Below are 18254 nucleotides of genomic sequence, written 5' to 3'. Positions count from 1 at the left end.
GGCGTGATGGATATCTTTGCCAACCTCGCTCACGGCTTCGCCGTCGCGCTCTCTCCGATCAACCTTCTGATGTGCCTGATCGGCGCTCTGGTCGGGACGCTGGTGGGCGTGCTCCCGGGCATCGGCACCATCGCGACCGTCGCGATGCTGCTGCCGATCACCTTCGGACTGCCGCCGGTCGGCGCGCTGATCATGCTCGCCGGCATCTATTACGGCGCCCAGTACGGCGGCTCGACCACGTCGATCCTGGTCAACATACCCGGTGAGGCGACATCGGTCGTTACCGCCATCGATGGCCATCAGATGGCGAAGCAGGGCCGCGCTGGTCCCGCGCTGGCGATCGCCGCGATCGGCTCGTTCTTCGCCGGCTGCGTCGCGACGGTCTTGATTGCCGTCCTCGGCGCGCCGCTTACGAAGCTCGCGCTGGCGTTCGGCCCGGCCGAATATTTCTCGCTGATGGTGCTCGGCCTGATCTTCGCGGTGGTCCTGGCCAAGGGCTCGGTGCTGAAGGCGATCGCAATGATCGTGTTCGGCCTGTTGCTCTCGATGGTCGGCTCGGACATCGAGACCGGCGCCTCGCGCATGGCCTTCAACATTCCGGAACTCGCCGACGGCCTCGGCTTTGCGACGGTGGCGATGGGCGTATTCGGCTTTGCCGAGATCATCCGCAATCTCGACGCCGGCGCCGAGATGAGCCGCGATCTCGTGCAGCAGAAGATCACCGGCCTGATGCCGACCAGAAAGGATCTGATCGACTCGACGCCTGCCATCCTGCGCGGCACCGTGCTCGGCTCGATCCTCGGTATCCTGCCCGGCGGTGGTGCGACGATCGCATCGTTTGGCGCCTATACGCTCGAGAAGAAGCTTGCGAAGAATCCGTCGCGGTTTGGCCGCGGTGCGATCGAGGGCGTGGCGGGGCCGGAGAGCGCCAACAATGCCGCCGCGCAGACCTCGTTCATCCCGCTGCTGACGCTCGGCATCCCGCCCAACGCGGTGATGGCGCTGATGGTGGGCGCGATGACCATCCACGGCATCGTGCCGGGCCCGCAGGTGATGCAGAAGCAGCCGGATCTCGTCTGGGGCATGATCGCCTCGATGTGGATCGGCAATCTGATGCTGATCATCATCAACCTCCCGCTGGTCGGAATCTGGGTGCGGCTGCTGCGCGTGCCGTACCGGCTGATGTTCCCCTCGATCGTGATCTTCTGTGCGATCGGCATCTATTCGGTGAACAACGCACCGGTCGACGTCATCCTCGCAGGCGTGTTCGGCCTCGTCGGTTACTGGCTAATCAAGCACGATTTCGAGCCCGCGCCGTTGCTGCTCGGCATGGTGCTGGGGCCGCTGATGGAGGAGAACCTGCGCCGTGCGCTGCTGATCTCGCGCGGCGACTGGAGCGTGTTCCTGACGCGTCCATTATCGGCGGTGCTGCTGGCCGTCGCGGCGGGCCTCCTGGTTCTTACGGTGCTGCCGGTGTTGCGCGCCAAGCGCGACGAGGTGTTCACCGAGTCTGAGAACTGAGGGGGTGCGCCCTGCGTCGGCGCCGCGCCCTGCGTCCGCGCGCCGCATTCGGAAGTCGAATCGACTTGTATGACGGCTTCGTGGAATGAAAATGCCGGCCTTCGTGGCCGGCATTTTTGTTTGTCTCCCGGGAGATCGAGATGACTGTCATTCGCGCGCTTGCGGGCGCATGTGCCGCGGCGTTCGCATCATTGTGCGTCCTTGCCGCACCGGCTGAGGCACAGACCTATCCGACGCGCAGCATCACCATGATCGTGCCGTTCGCGGCCGGCGGACCGACCGACGTCGTCGCGCGCATCGTCACCGCGCACATGGCGCAGACGCTGGGGCAGAGCATCATCATCGAAAACGTGGTTGGCGCCGGCGGCACCACCGCCACAACGCGCGCGGCGCGTGCGGCCAACGACGGTTATACGCTCATCACCGGGCATATGGGCACGCATGCCGCCTCCGTGCCGCTCTATCCGAAACTCGCCTATCATCCCGAAAAGGACTTCGAGCCGGTCGCGCTGCTCGCGGGCACGCCGATCCTGATCCTGGCGCGCAAGGATTTTCCGCCGAAGGACCTCAAGGAGTTCGTCGCCTACGTGAAGGCCAACGCCGAGAAAGTGAATGCCGCGCATGCCGGCGTCGGCTCGGTCTCGCACGTCTCGTGCGAGCTTCTGCACTCCATCCTCGACATCAAGCCGGTCGGTGTGCCCTTCAATGGCACGGGCCCTGCGATGAACGCGCTGGTAGCCGGCCAGGTCGACTACATGTGTGACCAGATCGTCAACGCCGTGCCGCAAATCAATGCCGGCACCATCAAGGCCTATGCGATCGCGACGGCGGAGCGCAATCCGTCGCTGCCGAACGTGCCGACCACGGCGGAAGCCGGCCTGCCGGCATTCCAGGCCCAGGCCTGGAATGCGATGTTCGCACCGAAGGGAACCTCACCGGCAATCGTTGCGAGCCTGAACGCCGCGGCCATCAAGGCGCTCGACGACGAGACCGTGCGGAAGCGCCTGCTCGAGCTCGGCAGCGTCATTCCCGGCCCCAAGGACCGTACACCAGAGGCGCTGGCGAGCCTCGTCAAGAACGAGATCGCGAAATGGAGCCCGGTGCTGAAGCCGGCAACTTAGCCAGCAGGATCAAGCTAATAGGCGAGGGGTGGGACGCTGGGTTCCGCCCCTTGTCGTTTGCGCCGGGAACGCTCACTTTTTCGGGTATAATCGGCGCGAACAGCGAATCGCCGCTGTCGCAGCGCGGAGGCGGCCGCTAAGTTTTCCAGCCTCCCCAAAGGCTCACGACACATGCACCAGTATCAGGACCTGCTCGAGCGGATTCTTTCAGACGGCGCCGAGAAGACCGACCGGACCGGTACCGGTACGCTGTCGGTGTTCGGCCACCAGATGCGCTTCAATCTGTCCGCCGGTTTCCCGATGCTGACCACCAAGCGGTTGCCGCTGAAGGCGATCGTGCATGAGCTGCTCTGGTTCCTGAAGGGCGATACCAACATCAAATATTTGCGCGACAACGGCGTCACCATCTGGGACGAATGGGCCGATGCCAACGGCGATCTCGGCCCGGTTTACGGGCATCAGTGGCGCTCCTGGCCCGCGCCTGATGGCCGCAGCATCGACCAGATCGCGAATGTGGTCGACATGATCAAGCGCAATCCGGACTCGCGCCGCCTGATCGTCTCGGCCTGGAATCCGGCCGAGGTCGACAAGATGGCGCTGCCGCCGTGCCACTGCCTGTTCCAGTTCTACGTTGCCAACGGCAAATTGTCTTGCCAGCTCTATCAGCGCTCTGCCGACGTGTTCCTCGGCGTGCCCTTCAACATTGCCTCCTATTCGCTACTGACGATGATGGTCGCGCAGGTCACCGGCCTCAAGCCCGGCGACTTCGTGCATTCATTCGGTGATACCCACCTTTATTCCAACCATCTGGAGCAAGCGAAGCTCCAACTCACCCGCGCGCCGCGCGCGCTGCCGGTGATGCGGATCAACCCCGACGTGAAAGACATCTTCTCGTTCCGCTTCGAGGATTTCGAGCTCGTCGGCTACGATCCGCATCCGCACATCAAGGCGGAAGTCGCGGTTTAGCGCCTATGTCGCTCAACATCCGCCGCGTGCGCCCGGGCGAAGCCGGGCTCGTTCTTGCTTTCATCCGCGAGCTCGCCGAATACGAAAAGCTCTCGCACGAGATCGAGGCAACAGAGGCGATGATTGCGGACGCGCTGTTCGGTGAGCGGCCGCAGCTCCATTGCGCGATCGCCGAGTGGAACGACGAGGCGGTCGGTTTTGCGGTGTGGTTTGCGAATTTCTCCACTTTCAGCGGCCGCCATGGCATTTATCTGGAAGACCTCTATGTGCGGCCGTCGCATCGGGGCAGGGGCCTCGGTAAGGCGCTGCTGGTCTATCTCGCGAAGGAATGCGTCGACAACGGCTGGTCGCGCCTGCAATGGGCGGTGCTCGACTGGAACGCGCCGTCGATCGCGTTCTACAAATCCCTCGGTGCCGTCATGATGGACGACTGGACGCTGTGTCGCGTCACCGGGCCAGCGTTGACACGGCTTGCCGGGAGCGCGACCTGATGGAGATCGTCTTCGTCGTCGCGATCGCCGAGAACGGGATCATCGGCGCCGGCAACGCCATGCCGTGGCGAATGAAATCCGACATGGCGCGCTTCAAGGCGCTCACGATCGGCAAGCCCGTGATCATGGGCCGCAAGACGTTCGAATCCCTGCCCCGGCCGCTGCCGAACCGCACCAACATCGTGATCACGCGGGATGCGGACTATCGCGCCAACGGCGCCATCGTCACGACGTCGGCATCGGATGCGGACGCGATTGCGCGGGGCGACGCCCTACGGCGTTCGGTCACTGAGATCGCGGTGATCGGCGGCGCCGAGATCTTTCGGCAATGGCTCGATCGCGCCGATCGGCTCGAAATCACCGAAGTGCATGCGCGGCCCCAAGGCGACACGTATTTCGACATCGACAAGGCCGAGTGGGACGAGGTGGCGCGCATCCGTCATCCTGCCGGCCCCGACGACAGCGCCGACTTCTCCTATGTGACATATCGTCGGCGGGCGCGCCATTAACCGCATTCGCCAATGTTTACATTGACTTTTTCGTGCCCGAGCATAGCTCGGAAGACGGTCAGGGCTGCGTTGTAAGGGACCTGCCTGTCCCCTATAAAGCCGGACCGGACAAAGCGGGCGGGGGGCAATGCCACCCTGCCGAGGAGAGCGTCGAATGCCGTGGAAGAATCAGGGCGGTGGCCCATGGGGCTCGGGTCCAAAGGGACCGTGGGGCTCAGGCCCGCAACCGGTCGGGCCGAGGCCGCCGGATCTGGAAGACCTCCTGCGGCGCGGCCAGGACCGCCTCCAGCAGATCATGCCGGGCGGCTATTTTTCCGGCGTCGGCATCACGCTGATCATCCTGCTCATCGTCGCGTTCTGGCTGCTGTCGGGCTTCTTCCGCGTGCAGTCCGAAGAGCGCGGCGTCGTGCTGCGCTTCGGCAAGCATGTCCGCACCGTCGATCCGGGCCTGAATTATCACCTGCCATATCCGATCGAGACCGTGCTGCTGCCGAAGGCGCTGCGCGTCTCCACGACCTCCATCGGCATGACGGTGATCGAGGAACCGGCGCGGCGCGGCCGCTCCATTCGCGACGTGCCGGAAGAGAGCCTGATGCTGACCGGTGACGAGAACATCGTCGACGTCGACTTCACCGTGCTCTGGCGCATCAAGCCCGACGCCGGCGGCGTCGGCGATTTTCTGTTCAACATCCAGAACCCCGAAGGCACCGTGAAAGCGGTCGCCGAGAGCGCGATGCGTGAGATGATTGGCCGTTCGCAGATCCAGCCGATCCTGACCGGTGCCCGCAATACGATCGAGCAGGGTGTGCAGGAGCTGATCCAGAAGACCCTCGACAGCTATGGCGCGGGCATTCTCATCACCCAGGTGCAGATGCAGAAGGTCGATCCGCCAGCGCAGGTGATCGACGCCTTCCGTGACGTGCAGGCGGCGCGAGCCAATCTGGAGCAACTGCAAAACGAAGCGCAGACCTACGCCAATCAGGTGGTGCCGCAGGCGCGCGGACGTGCAGCGCAGATCCTGCAGGCCGCCGAAGGCTACAAGGAGCAGGCGGTCGCCGAGGCCAAGGGCCAGAGCGCGCGCTTCCTGAAAGTGTACGACGAATACAAGAAGGCGCCCGACGTGACGCGTGAGCGGATTTATCTGGAGACGATGGAGCGCGTGCTCGGCGGCGCCGAGAAGCTGGTCTATGACGGCGGCCCTGCGGGTCAGGGTGTCGTGCCCTATCTGCCGCTTCCCGAGTTGACGCCCAAGCGGCAGCCTACGACCGGTCCGCAGTCGAGCGGGGGCAACCGATGAGGTCTCCGGTTACAGGTTTCGTCTCGCTGCTCGGACTCCTGCTGGTCGTGATCGTCGGCTACATGTCGCTGTTCACGGTGCAGCAGACCGAGCAGACCATCGTGCTCCAGTTCGGCAAGCCGGTCGACGTCGTCACCGCACCCGGCCTGCATTTCAAGGCGCCGTGGAATTCGGTGATCAACATTGACAAGCGGATTCTCGACCTGGAGAACCCGTCGCAGGAAGCGATCGCCTCCGACCAGAAGCGGCTGGTGGTCGACGCCTTCGCGCGTTACCGCATCAAGGATGCGTTGCGCTTCTATCAGAGCGTCGGCTCGATCCAGGCCGCCAACATTCAGCTGACCACGCTTCTCAACGCGGCGCTGCGCCGCGTGCTCGGCGAGGTCACCTTCATCAACGTGGTTCGCGACGATCGCGAGAAGCTGATGCAGCGTATCCGCGATCAGCTCGACCGCGAGGCCGATGGCTATGGCATTCAGGTCGTCGACGTCCGGATCCGCCGTGCCGACCTGCCGGAGCAGAACAGCCAGGCGGTCTACCAGCGCATGAAGACTGAGCGTGAGCGAGAGGCCGCTGAGTTCCGCGCGCAGGGTGGCCAGAAGGCTCAGGAGATCAAGTCCAAGGCCGATCGCGAGGCGACCATCATCGTCGCGGAGGCCAATTCGCAGGCTGAGCAGACCCGCGGTGCAGGCGATGCCGAGCGCAACCGCCTGTTTGCGGAAGCCTACAGCAAGGACGCCGATTTCTTCGCCTTCTACCGGTCGATGACGGCCTATGAGAACGGGCTACGTTCGAACGATACCCGTTTCCTGCTGCGGCCGGACTCGGATTTCTTCCGGTACTTCAGTAACCCGTCCGGAAAGATGGCAACCGAGACGCCGGCGAAGCCCTAAGCTAGACAAGGGCGGCCGGCTTGGCCGCCCCTGCCCAGACAAGAACAGCATAACGGGAGGTTCCATTCCGATGAGGTCCATTGCGTTTGCCGACTTCCTCATCGGCCTGGGCATCCTGTTCGTGCTGGAAGGCTTGATGTTCGCGGCCAGTCCCAACTGGATGCGCAAGGCTATGAAGAGTGCTATCGCCACGCCCGACAACATCCTGCGGGCTGTCGGGATCGGTTCGGCCGTGGCCGGCCTGATCCTGATCTGGGTGATGCGGCGCCCGGTTTAGACGTCATGCCAACGCCAAAGTGAAGGCAATCGACCGGTTTTCGCCGTATTATCGGGGTGTTGAGACCCGTTAAGCTCTGCGCTTGCGCCGTCCCCCCGTTCGAGCGCAGGCTGGCGCCGAACCCTTATTCTCTGGAGATCACAATGACCGCTGCCACCATTGCCCCGTCCCGCTTGCGCCACTGGGTGCGAACTGGGCTGGCCGCGCTCGCCATCGGTGCTTTCGGCGCATTCGGCACGCCGGCTCATGCGCGTGGACCGGACGGCATCGCCGACGTCGCCGAGAAGGTGATCGACGCGGTCGTCAACATCTCTACGTCGCAGACCGTCGAGGCCAAGGGCGGCGGCAGCAACACCATGCCGCAACTGCCGCCAGGTTCGCCGTTCGAGGAGTTCTTCGACGACTTCTTCAAGAACCGCAGGGGTCCCGGCGGTGGCAGTAAGGGCGGCGACAACAACCCGCCGCGCAAGACCAATTCGCTCGGCTCCGGCTTCATCATCGACGCAGCAGGCGTGGTCGTTACCAACAACCACGTCATTGCCGATGCCGACGAGATCCATGTCATCCTCAACGACGGCACCAAGATCAAGGCCGAGCTGGTCGGCGTCGACAAGAAGACCGACCTCGCCGTGCTCAAGATCAAGCCGCCGAAGCCGCTGGTCGCGGTGAAGTTCGGCGACTCCGACAAGCTCCGGCTCGGCGACTGGGTGGTTGCGATCGGCAACCCCTTCAGTCTCGGTGGCACGGTCACGGCCGGTATCGTTTCGGCCAAGAACCGCGACATCTCCTCAGGGCCATATGACAGCTATATCCAGACCGACGCCTCCATCAACCGCGGCAATTCCGGCGGCCCGCTGTTCAACCTCGACGGCGACGTCATCGGCGTCAACACGCTGATCATCTCGCCCTCCGGCGGCTCCATCGGTATCGGCTTCGCCGTGCCGTCGAAGACGGTCGTTGGCGTCGTCGACCAGCTCCGGCAGTTTGGCGAGCTGCGCCGCGGCTGGTTAGGGGTGCGCATCCAGAGCGTCACCGACGAGATTGCCGAGAGCCTCAACATCAAGCCGGCGCGCGGCGCGCTGGTCGCCGGCGTGGACGACAAGGGTCCGGCGAAGCCCGCCGGCATCGAGCCTGGTGATGTCGTCGTCAAATTCGATGGCAAGGACGTCAAGGATCCGAAGGACCTGTCCCGCGTCGTCGCCGACACGGCGGTCGGCAAGGAGGTCGACGTGATCATTATCCGCAAAGGCCAGGAGCAGGCCAAGAAGGTCACGCTCGGCCGGCTCCAGGATCCCGAAAAGGTGCAGGCCGCGGTGAAAACCGACGAGCCCGCACCCGAGAAGCCGGTGACGCAGAAGGCGCTCGGTCTCGATCTGGCAACGCTGAGCAAGGATCTACGCGCGCGCTACAAGATCAAGGACACCGTCAAGGGCGTGGTCGTCACCAATGTCGATGCCAATTCCGACGCCGCCGAGAAGCGGCTCTCCGCCGGTGACGTCATCGTCGAGGTGGCGCAGGAGGCGGTGTCGAGCGGCGCCGACATCCAGAAGCGGGTCGATCAGCTCAAGAAGGACGGCAAGAAGTCGGTGCTGCTGCTCGTCTCCAATGCTGAGGGCGAGCTGCGCTTCGTGGCGTTGAGCGTGCAGTAGGAAGGGCTGGTCGTCCTATATTCATTGCCATTCCGGGTTGGATGCTTCGCATCACCCGGAATGACGGAGACAACGTTATCCCTCCACGAACTCCTCGCGCCGATACCCTTGCGCATACAGCAGCGCGGTGAGATCGCCGTGATCGATCTGCGCTGCCGCGGCCGCGGCCACCGCCGGCTTGGCGTGATACGCCACCCCGAGCCCCGCCGCCTGGATCATCCCAAGGTCATTGGCGCCGTCACCGACTACGATCGACTCGAGGTCGTCGAGATCGAACGATTCCATCAGATCCAACAGTGTCGCGAGTTTCGCGGCGCGGCCCAAGATCGGTTCCTTCACCTCGCCGGTGAACTTGCCGTCGCGCACGACGAGTTCGTTGGCGCGGTTTTCCTGGAAGCCGATCTTGGCGGCGACCGCGCTCGTGAACAGCGTGAAGCCGCCCGAGACGAGGCAGGTGTAGGCGCCGTGCGCGCGCATGGTCGCGACCAGCTCACGGCCGCCGGGGGTCAGCGTGATGCGCTTGGCCAGTACCTCATCGACCGCGCGGGCGGGTAGATCCTTGAGCAGCGCAACGCGCTCGCGCAGCGCCGGCTCGAACTCGATCTCGCCGCGCATCGCGCGTTCGGTGATGGCGGCCACATGCGCCTTCACCCCGACCAAGTCGGCGAGCTCGTCGATGCATTCCTGGCCGATCATGGTGGAATCCATGTCGGCGAGAAAAAGCTTCTTGCGCCGGAAGCCGACTGGCTGCACGACGATGTCGATGGGCAGGTCGCCGCGAAGCTCGCGGAGCCGCTGTTCTATGGCGTGGCGGTCGCCTTCGAGGTTACTTTCGGCGCCGAAGGGAATGTCGACCGCAACCCCTTCGAACAGCCAGTGCGCGGGAGCTGCATGTGGCAGCACCGCGCGGGCGCCGTCGACGATGGTAGAGTCGAGCGCAGGATTGTCGGGATTGCAGATCAGCGTGGCGACGAGGGACATTTGAGGTTTTCGTGAGCGAGGGGCAAGTCAGCGGAAGGCATGTTGGCAAGGCCGTGCTTATCGCAGGCCCGACCGCCAGCGGCAAGTCGGCGCTGGCGCTCGAGCTTGCGCTCGCCACCGGCGGCATCATCATCAACGCCGATTCCATGCAGGTTTACCGCGATCTGCGCATCATCACGGCACGGCCGACAGCGGCTGATGAGGCGCTCGTGCCGCATCGTCTCTATGGCCATGTCGATGCGGCCGTGAATTTCTCGGCCGGTGCCTGGGTGGGCGACGCGGCGAAGGCGCTCGAAGCGGCGACGGCCGAACGCCGCCTGCCGATCTTCGTCGGCGGCACCGGGCTCTATTTCAAGGCACTGACGGCGGGCCTCTCCGTAGTGCCGCCAATTCCTGCCGAGGTGCGCGAGGACGTGCGCGCGCGGCTGCAGCAGAACGGCGTCGAAGCGCTACACGCGGAACTCGCGCACCGCGATCCGCGTGCGGCCGAACGATTGAATCTGCGCGACCGCACCCGGATCGCGCGCGCGCTGGAAGTGGTCGAAGCGACCGGCCGTTCGCTGCTCGACTGGCACGGCGAGGGCCAGCCGCCGTTGCTGCCGAAGGACAATTTTCGCGCGGTGTTTCTCGCCCCCGCGCGCGACGAACTCTATGCCCGCATCGATGCGCGCTTCGATGCCATGTTGAGCGCCGGCGCGCTCAGGGAGGTCGAGCGGCTTGCCGCCAGACAGCTCGATCCGCTGTTGCCGGCCATGAAGGCCCACGGCGTGCCGGCGCTGATCCGGCATCTGCGCGGTGAACTCAGCCTGGAAGAAGCTGCCACAATCGGCCGCGCCGACACCCGCCACTACGCCAAGCGCCAGTTCACCTGGTTCCGGCATCAATTGCCTGAGTTCGAATGGATGAAGCCGGAGGAGGCGAGGGGATGGCTCGCCGCGATCGTGCACGCGACACCGGATACGAACTGACGAGCTTTTGTGTCCGGTTCCTGAATTTACCGCTCGCCGAACCCGGGGAACACCGCTACACTGCCAAAATCGCGCGGGAACGGCCACATTGCCTTGACATCCGGGCTTTGGCCGCTATGTTTCGCGCAACCTTTGGGAAGCCGAGCGCCTGCCATGCGTAACATTATTACCAAACTCCTTATCGCCGTCGTACCCAGGCACACCGCCGGGGGTGGCTAGCTGCCATCCACAAGACAGGCGGTGTGCTTGGGCCCTCTTCGGGGCCTTTTTTATTTCCCGAACCCGACACGAACGAAGCCGCTGACAACAGCGCATCCGGAGCAAGCCAATGAGCGAGAAGAGCCACGATCCGAACCAGATGACCGGCGCCGCGATGATCGTCCGCGCGCTCATCGATCATGGCGTGACCGACATTTTCGGCTATCCCGGCGGCGCGGTGCTTCCGATCTATGACGAGATCTTCCACGAGAGCGAGGTCCAGCACATCCTGGTCCGCCACGAGCAGGGCGCCGGCCATGCCGCCGAGGGCTATGCGCGCTCGACCGGCAAGCCGGGCGTCGCGCTGGTGACCTCCGGTCCCGGCGCGACTAACATGGTGACGCCGTTGACCGACGCGCTGATGGACTCGATCCCGCTGGTGTGCATCTCCGGCCAGGTGCCGACGCATCTGATTGGCAACGACGCCTTCCAGGAATGCGACACCGTCGGCATCACGCGCCCCTGCACCAAGCACAACTGGCTGGTGCGCGACGTCAACGATCTCGCCAAGGTGCTGCACGAGGCTTTCTATGTCGCGACCTCCGGCCGTCCGGGGCCGGTGCTGGTCGACGTTCCCAAGGACGTGCAGTTCGCGACCGGTACCTATCATCCGCCGCGCAAGTCCGACGTGCACCGCTCCTATGCGCCGCGCGTGAAGGGCGATGCCACGCAGATCCGCAAGGCGGTGGCGCTGCTCGCCAACGCCAAGCGTCCGGTGATCTACAGCGGCGGTGGCGTCATCAATTCCGGTCCCGAGGCGACCAAGCTCTTGCGCGAGCTGGTCGAGGTCACCGGTTTTCCGATCACCTCCACGCTGATGGGCCTCGGCGCCTATCCGGCTTCGGGCAAGAACTGGCTCGGCATGCTCGGCATGCACGGCACCTATGAAGCTAACATGACCATGCATGATTGCGACGTCATGCTGTGCGTCGGCGCGCGCTTCGACGACCGCATCACCGGTCGCGTCGATGCGTTCTCGCCGGGTTCGAAGAAGATCCATATCGACATCGACCCATCCTCGATCAACAAGAACATCCGGGTTGACGTGCCGATCATCGGCGATTGCGGCAACATCCTCGGCGACATCCTCCAGGTGTTCAAGGCAGAGGCGAAGAAGCCCGAGATCAAGTCGTGGTGGCAGCAGATCGCGCAGTGGCGTGCCCGTAATTCGCTGTATTACAAGAAGAGCAACGACGTCATCCTGCCGCAGCATGCGATCCAGAGCCTGTTCGAAGCGACGCGCGGCAAGGATACCTACATCACGACCGAGGTCGGCCAGCACCAGATGTGGGCGGCCCAGTTCTACGGCTTCGAGGAGCCGCATCGCTGGATGACGTCGGGCGGCCTCGGCACCATGGGCTACGGCCTGCCGGCCGCGATCGGCGTGCAGGTTGCCCACCCCGACAGCCTCGTCATCGACATCGCGGGCGATGCCTCGGTGCAGATGACGATGCAGGAGATGTCGACGGCCGTGCAGTACGAGCTGCCGATCAAGATCTTCATCCTGAACAACCAGTACATGGGCATGGTGCGGCAGTGGCAGCAGCTGCTGCATGGCAACCGCCTGTCGCATTCCTACTCGGAGGCGCTGCCGGATTTCGTCAAGCTCGCCGAAGCCTATGGCGGCGTTGGCCTCCAGGTGCACAAGCCTGGCGATCTTGAGGGTGCCATCAAGGAGATGATCGCGGTCAAGCGCCCGGTGCTGTTCGACTGCCGCGTCGCTGCGCTTGAAAACTGCTTCCCGATGATCCCCTCCGGCAAGGCGCACAACGAGATGCTGTTGCCGGAGCAGGCCAACGACGCAGCCACCGCGAAGGCGTTCGCCGGCGGCAAGGCGCTGGTGTGAGCGCAATGGTCACAAGCTCCGCTGCCATCGCCCGGCTCGACCGGCCGATCCAGTACGCCGCTCCCTGTGTAGGGATCTCACGCCGTGGCAATTACTGGCGGCCCGCCTTCGCGGGCATGACGAAGAAGATTTGAGGGGAACGACAATGAACCAGCCGGCATCCGCCTATTTCATCGAGGACCGTCACGATCCCAACGAGACGCACACGCTCGCCGTGCTCGTGCAGAACGAGCCCGGCGTGCTTGCGCGCGTCATCGGCTTGTTCTCGGGCCGTGGCTACAACATCGAGAGCCTCACGGTCTCGGAGACCGAGAGCCAGAAGCACCTCTCGCGCATCACCATCGTCACGACGGGCACGCCAATGGTGATCGAGCAGATCAAGCACCAGCTCGATCGCATGATTCCGGTCTATCGCGTCGTCGACATGACGCAGACCAAGCGCTCGATCGAGCGGGAGCTCGCGATGGTGAAGGTGCGCGGGCAGGGCGAGCACCGCGTCGAGGCGCTGAGGCTTGCGGATGCGTTCCGCGCCCGCGTGATCGATGCGACGACCGAGAGCTTCGTGTTCGAGATCACAGGCAATACGGACAAGATCAATCAGTATATCGACCTGATGCGCCCGCTCGGCCTCGTCGAAGTGTCGCGCACCGGCGTTGCCGCGATCGGTCGCGGGCCTGAAGGGATGTGAACCATGCTGGCGCGCGACTGGTACTATAACGAGCGGAACCGGATGGGGATCGAGCCCGCAGTGGCGTCGATCTATGACAGCCATGACGATGCCGACCTGCGGGCGCGCGCCGCGCTGAAAATGCTAGGAGTCCAGCGCGGCTGGCGCATCGCCGATATCGGCTGCGGTAACGGCGTGCTGGCCACCGAAGCGGCGCTGATGGGCGCCGAGGTCGATGCTATCGACATCTCCCCCGCGATGCTGGCGCTCGCCGAGATCTATGCACGTGACCGCAAGGCGCCGGTCCGCACCCAATCGGCCGGCCTGCTGAGCTTCTCCTACCGTCCGGAATCCTACGATTTGATCGTCAGCGAGTTCACGCTGCACCATCTGCCGGACTTCTGGAAGGCGGTGGCGATGTCGCGGATCTATCGGGCGCTGAAGCCGGGCGCGAGCTTCTACCTGCGCGACATCGTCTACACTTCAATGCCGGACGCCATTGAGCGCGACGTCGAGCAATGGGCCGACTTCCAGATCAAGAACCACGACTTTTCGCGTGAAGGTGTCGTCGCGCACATGCGCGACGAATATTCCACCTTCAGCTGGGTGATGGAACGGATGCTGACCGACATCGGCTTCAGGCTGGTCTCGGCCGACTACCACGCCCCGATGCACGGCACCTATCTGCTGCGGAAACCGAAAGCCGGCGAGCAAGGCTAGACCAGAACAATAACAGGACTGCACGACAGGGCAGGACCGAGAACAACAATGAAGCCGGCCGACATCCTCATCGCCATCCTGGTGGCGATCATCTGGGGGCTTGCCTTCGTGGCGAGCCGGATCGCGCTCGACGAGTTCTCGCCGGAGCTGATGACGGCGATGCGCTTCACCATTGCCGCAGTACCGTGCCTTTTCATTCCCAAGCCGAAGGTCGCCTGGCCCCTCCTGATCGCGATCAGCGTCACGCTGTTCCTCGGCCAGTTCCTGAGCCAGGCCTATGGCATTGCCCACGGCGTGCCGGTCGGCCTGGCCAGCGTGGTCGTGCAGAGCCAGGCGCTGTTCACGATCGGCTTCGCCGCTGTCGCATTCGGCGAACGTCCGACGCCGATGCAGACGCTCGGCATCGTCATCGCAGCAGCCGGCCTTTTGATGATCTGCGGGACCGTCGGCTATGATTTCAGCGTCGGCGCCTTCGCGGTGCTGATGATCGCGCCGGTCTGCTTTGCCGTCGGCAATCTCCTGCTGCGGGGCGCCCGTGGTGCGCCGATGTTCGACCTGTTCGCCTGGCTGTGCCTTACTGCCGCGGTGCCGTTGTTCGCGCTCGCGCTGGTCGTCAACGGGCCAACGCCGACCTGGCAGTCGCTGATGCACATGTCTCTGACAGGCCTGATCTGCCTGCTGGTGATCGGCGCCATCTCCACCAGCATCGCCTACTGGCTATGGGGCCGATTGCTGCGCGATTATCCGGCGGCGCAGGTGGTGCCGTTCGCGCTGCTGGTGCCGTTCGTGGGATCGGCCGCCTCCAGCATCGTGTTCGGCGAGCGGTTCGGACCCCTGCGCCTCGCCGGCATGCTGACCGTGATCGGCGGTATCGCGGTGATGGTGCTGGCGCAGCGGCCCAAGGCGTTGCCCAAAGAGCCGCTGCCGAAAGTCGCGTGAGGCGAACATGTCCCAGTCGCTGTTCTATGCCTTCCTCACCTTCATGGTCGTGATGTACTTCACGCCTGGGCCGAACAACATCATGCTGCTGTCCTCGGGCCTGACCTACGGCTTCCGGCGCACCATTCCCCACATCGTCGGTATCGTCATCGGCTTCGCCTTCATGGTCGCCGCGGTCGGCCTCGGGCTCGGCTCCGTGTTTCTGGCCTATCCTGTCCTCCAGACCATCTTGAAATATGCCGGTGCGGTCTACCTGATCTATCTCGCCGCCGCGATCGCCATGTCCGGGCCGACCAAGCCGGGCGACGGCGCCGCCCGCGGCCCGATGACCTTCTGGGGCGCGGCGATATTTCAATGGATCAACGCCAAAGGCTGGGTGATCGTGATCGGCACCATTACCGCCTACGCGGCGATCGCCCAATTCCCGCTCAACATCGCAATCCAGACCCTGATCAGCCTGCTCGTAGGCACGGTCTCGACCGTGGTCTGGGCTCTGTTCGGCTCCGCATTGCGGCCGGTCCTGACCTCAGAGCGGCTGGTCCGTGCCTTCAATGTGCTGATGGCAGTCCTGCTGCTCGCTTCCCTCTACCCCGTCTTCATGGATGCATGATGCCGCAGATTTCCATGCAGAAACGGGTTTCCCAGCGGCCCTAAAATGCTCTAGACAGCCCCCGAAATCCGTCAATTCACCTTCGAAAGATCTGACCATCGGCCGATTCCGGCCCCGAACGAGGAAAACGAACTATGCGTGTTTATTACGATCGCGACGCCGACCTGAACCTGATCAAGGGCAAGAAGGTCGCCATCGTCGGCTATGGCAGCCAGGGCCACGCCCATGCGCTGAACCTGAAGGACTCCGGCGTCAAGGAGGTGGCGATTGCGCTGCGCAAGGGGTCGGCCTCGGCCAAGAAGGCGGAGAACGCCGGCTTCAAGGTGATGGAAGTCGCCGAAGCCGCCAAATGGGCCGACCTCGTCATGATGCTGACCCCGGACGAACTCCAGGGCGACATCTATCGCGAGCACCTGCACGACAACATGAAGAAGGGCGCCGCCCTTGTGTTCGCGCACGGCCTCAACGTCCACTTCAATTTGCTCGATCCGCGCGCCGACCTGGACGTGCTGATGATCGCGCCGAAGGGCCCCGGCCACACCGTGCGCTCGGAGTACCAGCGCGGCGGCGGCGTGCCCTGCCTGATTGCGATCGCCAAGGACGTCTCGGGCAACGCCCATGACCTCGGCCTGTCCTATGCCTCCGCGATCGGCGGCGGCCGCGCCGGCATCATCGAGACCACCTTCAAGGAAGAGTGCGAGACCGACCTGTTCGGCGAGCAGGTGGTGCTTTGCGGCGGCCTGGTCGAGTTGATCAAGGGCGGCTACGAGACTCTGGTCGAAGCCGGCTACGCCCCGGAGATGGCCTATTTCGAGTGCCTGCACGAAGTGAAGCTGATCGTCGACCTGATCTATGAAGGCGGCATCGCCAACATGAACTACTCGATCTCCAACACCGCCGAGTACGGGGAGTATGTCACCGGTCCGCGCATCATTACCGACGAGACCAAGAAGGAGATGCGGAAGGTTCTCGCCGACATCCAGGGCGGCAAGTTCGCGCGCGACTGGATGCTCGAGAACAAGGTCAACCAGACCTCCTTCAAGGCGACCCGCGCCAAGCTCGCTGCCCACCCGATCGAAGAAGTCGGCGCGAAACTGCGCGACATGATGCCCTGGATCAAGAAGGGCGCGCTGGTCGACAAAAGCAAAAACTAAGCCGTTGTGCCCCGGACGCAGCGCAGCATTTTGGTGATGCCCTGCTGATCCGGGGCCAAGCGGCCTCTGGATCCCGGCCCCACGACGCATCGCTTATGCGCTGCGCCTTGTCCGGGACACGCGAGCGAAAGCTTCGCTCGCCAAACAAATCTTAAGCCTTCGCGACTATGTTCGAGCGAGATCGCAAACGCGATCTTTCTCCTCCTTCTCGCGCGAAGCATTGTTGCTTCATTCAAATTCTTCGCGAGTTGACGCGCTGCTTGAACGCCAAGAACTGACGCTTAAACCACATTCTTGATCTCGCGTCCCTTTTCAAAAATTTCTAGAACTCCCTGATCGTGAAAAGGGCTGCGTCGTCAGAGTGAAAGATTCGACTCTTCATCCGCCTGTTCAAGGTGCCTTCGACCTCATGTCGCAACGTTCGCGCGCCGCTTCATCTTGAGAACCGACACCTGCCGCGCGGACTTGCGCGCTGGGCGCCATTTGCACACAGGCACCTTCCTCCTGCATGATCACGGCAACCCGAGGTGGAAAGACCATGCGATCTGTCGTCGTTACCGGGGCGTCTACGGGCATCGGCTGGGCCGTTGCAAAATTCCTGATCGGGCGCGGCTATCGCGTGTTCGGCAGTGTCCGCAAGCAGGCCGACGCCGACCGGCTGCAAGGCGAGTTCGGTGCGAACTTCACTCCGCTGCTGTTCGACGTCACCGACGAGGCAGCAGTCCTCGCTGCCGGGCGAAAAGTTCGCGCGGCGTTGGGCGGCGAGACGCTGGCCGGTCTCGTCAACAATGCCGGCATCGCGGTTGCCGGTCCCGTGCTCGAATTGTCGGCCGATGATTTCCGCCGCCAGATGGACGTCAACGTCATTGGCCCTGTCATCGCGACGCAGGCGTTCGGGCCGCTGCTCGGCGCAGACCCCTTGCTGAAGGGGCCGAAGGGCCGGATCGTGATGATCAGCTCGGTCGCTGGCAAGAGCGGCAATCCGCTGTCGGCGCCTTACAGCACCTCCAAGCACGCCATCGAGGGCCTGTCGGAGAGCCTGCGCCGCGAGCTGATGCTGTTCGGCATCGACGTCATCATCGTCGCCCCCGGCGCGGTGAAGACGCCGATCTGGAGCAAGGCCGAAGAGATCGACCTTTCCGTCTACCAGAACTCGCCCTATCTGCCGGCGCTGAACAAGGTGATGGCGTTCATGATGGACATCGGCGCCAAGGGCCTGCCCGCCGAGCGCATCGCCGAGATCGTGTTCGAGGCGCTGACGGCGCCAAGCCCGAAGGTGCGCTACCAGATCACGCCGGACCCGCTCCGCCACCTGATTGCGGCCGTGCTACCGAGACGGACGCTCGACCGCATCATCGCCAAGCGGCTCGGATTGCTGCCGCAGTGA

At 63.9% G+C, this 18254-nt stretch carries 18 protein-coding genes; 17 read left to right on the top strand and 1 reads right to left on the bottom strand.

Translation table 11 applies throughout. The annotated features are described in order from the left end of the window. Positions 1–3: 3 nt before the first annotated feature. From IVA98_RS23500 to IVA98_RS23460, 9 genes are all read left to right on the top strand, one after another. Positions 4–1521 carry a tripartite tricarboxylate transporter permease gene (locus tag IVA98_RS23500; protein ID WP_247278527.1) on the top strand — a complete coding sequence of 506 codons (1518 nt, stop codon included), beginning with the start codon at positions 4–6 and terminating at the stop codon, positions 1519–1521. A 140-nt stretch (positions 1522–1661) separates the two neighbouring features. Beyond that, positions 1662–2642 carry a tripartite tricarboxylate transporter substrate binding protein BugD gene (locus IVA98_RS23495; protein WP_247306565.1) on the top strand — a complete coding sequence of 327 codons (981 nt, stop codon included), beginning with the start codon at positions 1662–1664 and terminating at the stop codon, positions 2640–2642. Positions 2643–2813: 171 nt separating this feature from the next. After that, complete coding sequence (locus IVA98_RS23490) at positions 2814–3608, top strand: thymidylate synthase (protein WP_247278529.1); 795 nt, start codon at positions 2814–2816, stop codon at positions 3606–3608. Positions 3609–3613: 5 nt separating this feature from the next. After that, positions 3614–4099 carry a GNAT family N-acetyltransferase gene (locus IVA98_RS23485; protein ID WP_247306562.1) on the top strand — a complete coding sequence of 162 codons (486 nt, stop codon included), beginning with the start codon at positions 3614–3616 and terminating at the stop codon, positions 4097–4099. Beyond that, a complete protein-coding gene (locus IVA98_RS23480) occupies positions 4099–4608 on the top strand; it encodes a dihydrofolate reductase (RefSeq protein WP_247306560.1) in 510 nt (169 codons plus the stop codon). Before IVA98_RS23485 ends, IVA98_RS23480 begins: the two co-directional genes overlap by 1 nt. A gap of 154 nt (positions 4609–4762) precedes the next feature. Next, a complete protein-coding gene (gene hflK, locus IVA98_RS23475; protein ID WP_247306557.1) occupies positions 4763–5905 on the top strand; it encodes an FtsH protease activity modulator HflK in 1143 nt (380 codons plus the stop codon). Then, a complete protein-coding gene (hflC, locus tag IVA98_RS23470) occupies positions 5902–6798 on the top strand; it encodes a protease modulator HflC (RefSeq protein WP_247278533.1) in 897 nt (298 codons plus the stop codon). Before hflK ends, hflC begins: the two co-directional genes overlap by 4 nt. 70 nt (positions 6799–6868) lie before the next feature. Then, on the top strand, positions 6869–7075 hold the full coding sequence (locus IVA98_RS23465) for a DUF2065 domain-containing protein (protein WP_027560516.1): 207 nt from the start codon (positions 6869–6871) through the stop codon (positions 7073–7075). Between the two features lie 143 nt (positions 7076–7218). Beyond that, the gene (locus IVA98_RS23460; RefSeq protein WP_247306553.1) at positions 7219–8724 is read left to right on the top strand and encodes a Do family serine endopeptidase; all 1506 of its coding nucleotides are present in this window, start codon (positions 7219–7221) and stop codon (positions 8722–8724) included. Positions 8725–8799: 75 nt separating this feature from the next. Here the strand turns inward: IVA98_RS23460 and serB are convergent, their stop codons facing one another. Further along, positions 8800–9705, bottom strand: a complete 906-nt coding sequence (serB, locus tag IVA98_RS23455; RefSeq protein ID WP_247355622.1) for a phosphoserine phosphatase SerB — start codon at positions 9703–9705, stop codon at positions 8800–8802. A gap of 11 nt (positions 9706–9716) precedes the next feature. Between serB and miaA the strand changes: the two genes are divergently transcribed. The 8 genes from miaA to IVA98_RS23415 all read left to right on the top strand — a co-directional run bounded on the left by miaA (position 9717) and on the right by IVA98_RS23415 (position 18254). Continuing rightward, entirely contained in the window at positions 9717–10673 is a 957-nt protein-coding gene (miaA, locus tag IVA98_RS23450; RefSeq protein ID WP_247306512.1) for a tRNA (adenosine(37)-N6)-dimethylallyltransferase MiaA, read from the top strand. 328 nt (positions 10674–11001) lie between these two features. Further along, positions 11002–12777, top strand: a complete 1776-nt coding sequence (locus IVA98_RS23445; RefSeq protein WP_247306509.1) for an acetolactate synthase 3 large subunit — start codon at positions 11002–11004, stop codon at positions 12775–12777. A 145-nt stretch (positions 12778–12922) separates the two neighbouring features. After that, positions 12923–13465: an acetolactate synthase small subunit gene (gene ilvN, locus IVA98_RS23440; protein WP_247278538.1), complete on the top strand. Its 543-nt coding sequence runs from the start codon at positions 12923–12925 to the stop codon at positions 13463–13465. 3 nt (positions 13466–13468) lie between these two features. Further along, on the top strand, positions 13469–14164 hold the full coding sequence (locus IVA98_RS23435; protein ID WP_247355621.1) for a class I SAM-dependent methyltransferase: 696 nt from the start codon (positions 13469–13471) through the stop codon (positions 14162–14164). Between the two features lie 48 nt (positions 14165–14212). Continuing rightward, positions 14213–15103 carry an EamA family transporter gene (locus tag IVA98_RS23430; RefSeq protein WP_247306505.1) on the top strand — a complete coding sequence of 297 codons (891 nt, stop codon included), beginning with the start codon at positions 14213–14215 and terminating at the stop codon, positions 15101–15103. 7 nt (positions 15104–15110) lie between these two features. Further along, positions 15111–15713 carry a LysE family translocator gene (locus IVA98_RS23425; RefSeq protein ID WP_247306503.1) on the top strand — a complete coding sequence of 201 codons (603 nt, stop codon included), beginning with the start codon at positions 15111–15113 and terminating at the stop codon, positions 15711–15713. A gap of 134 nt (positions 15714–15847) precedes the next feature. Next, positions 15848–16867 carry a ketol-acid reductoisomerase gene (gene ilvC / locus IVA98_RS23420; RefSeq protein ID WP_035700280.1) on the top strand — a complete coding sequence of 340 codons (1020 nt, stop codon included), beginning with the start codon at positions 15848–15850 and terminating at the stop codon, positions 16865–16867. A gap of 538 nt (positions 16868–17405) precedes the next feature. Next, positions 17406–18254, top strand: coding sequence for an SDR family oxidoreductase (locus tag IVA98_RS23415; protein ID WP_247306500.1), 849 nt, complete (start codon positions 17406–17408; stop codon positions 18252–18254).

Origin of the sequence: Bradyrhizobium sp. 160, from assembly GCF_023073735.1 — a bacterium.
Taxonomy (GTDB): Bacteria; Pseudomonadota; Alphaproteobacteria; order Rhizobiales; family Xanthobacteraceae; genus Bradyrhizobium.
Note: the sequence above shows the minus strand (reverse complement) of the source record. Positions and strands in the feature narration are given on the sequence as shown.

What these genes read in the sequence shown, in the direction of transcription:
- IVA98_RS23495 (WP_247306565.1), top strand. Translation starts at nt 1,662, where the DNA reads ATGACTGTCATTCGCGCGCTTGCGGGCGCATGTGCCGCGGCGTTCGCA.
- IVA98_RS23490 (WP_247278529.1), top strand. Translation starts at nt 2,814, where the DNA reads ATGCACCAGTATCAGGACCTGCTCGAGCGGATTCTTTCAGACGGCGCC.
- IVA98_RS23485 (WP_247306562.1), top strand. Translation starts at nt 3,614, where the DNA reads ATGTCGCTCAACATCCGCCGCGTGCGCCCGGGCGAAGCCGGGCTCGTT.
- IVA98_RS23480 (WP_247306560.1), top strand. Translation starts at nt 4,099, where the DNA reads ATGGAGATCGTCTTCGTCGTCGCGATCGCCGAGAACGGGATCATCGGC.
- hflK (WP_247306557.1), top strand. Translation starts at nt 4,763, where the DNA reads ATGCCGTGGAAGAATCAGGGCGGTGGCCCATGGGGCTCGGGTCCAAAG.
- hflC (WP_247278533.1), top strand. Translation starts at nt 5,902, where the DNA reads ATGAGGTCTCCGGTTACAGGTTTCGTCTCGCTGCTCGGACTCCTGCTG.
- IVA98_RS23465 (WP_027560516.1), top strand. Translation starts at nt 6,869, where the DNA reads ATGAGGTCCATTGCGTTTGCCGACTTCCTCATCGGCCTGGGCATCCTG.
- IVA98_RS23460 (WP_247306553.1), top strand. Translation starts at nt 7,219, where the DNA reads ATGACCGCTGCCACCATTGCCCCGTCCCGCTTGCGCCACTGGGTGCGA.
- serB (WP_247355622.1), bottom strand. Translation starts at nt 9,705, where the DNA reads ATGTCCCTCGTCGCCACGCTGATCTGCAATCCCGACAATCCTGCGCTC.
- IVA98_RS23445 (WP_247306509.1), top strand. Translation starts at nt 11,002, where the DNA reads ATGAGCGAGAAGAGCCACGATCCGAACCAGATGACCGGCGCCGCGATG.
- ilvN (WP_247278538.1), top strand. Translation starts at nt 12,923, where the DNA reads ATGAACCAGCCGGCATCCGCCTATTTCATCGAGGACCGTCACGATCCC.
- IVA98_RS23435 (WP_247355621.1), top strand. Translation starts at nt 13,469, where the DNA reads ATGCTGGCGCGCGACTGGTACTATAACGAGCGGAACCGGATGGGGATC.
- IVA98_RS23430 (WP_247306505.1), top strand. Translation starts at nt 14,213, where the DNA reads ATGAAGCCGGCCGACATCCTCATCGCCATCCTGGTGGCGATCATCTGG.
- IVA98_RS23425 (WP_247306503.1), top strand. Translation starts at nt 15,111, where the DNA reads ATGTCCCAGTCGCTGTTCTATGCCTTCCTCACCTTCATGGTCGTGATG.
- ilvC (WP_035700280.1), top strand. Translation starts at nt 15,848, where the DNA reads ATGCGTGTTTATTACGATCGCGACGCCGACCTGAACCTGATCAAGGGC.
- IVA98_RS23415 (WP_247306500.1), top strand. Translation starts at nt 17,406, where the DNA reads ATGCGATCTGTCGTCGTTACCGGGGCGTCTACGGGCATCGGCTGGGCC.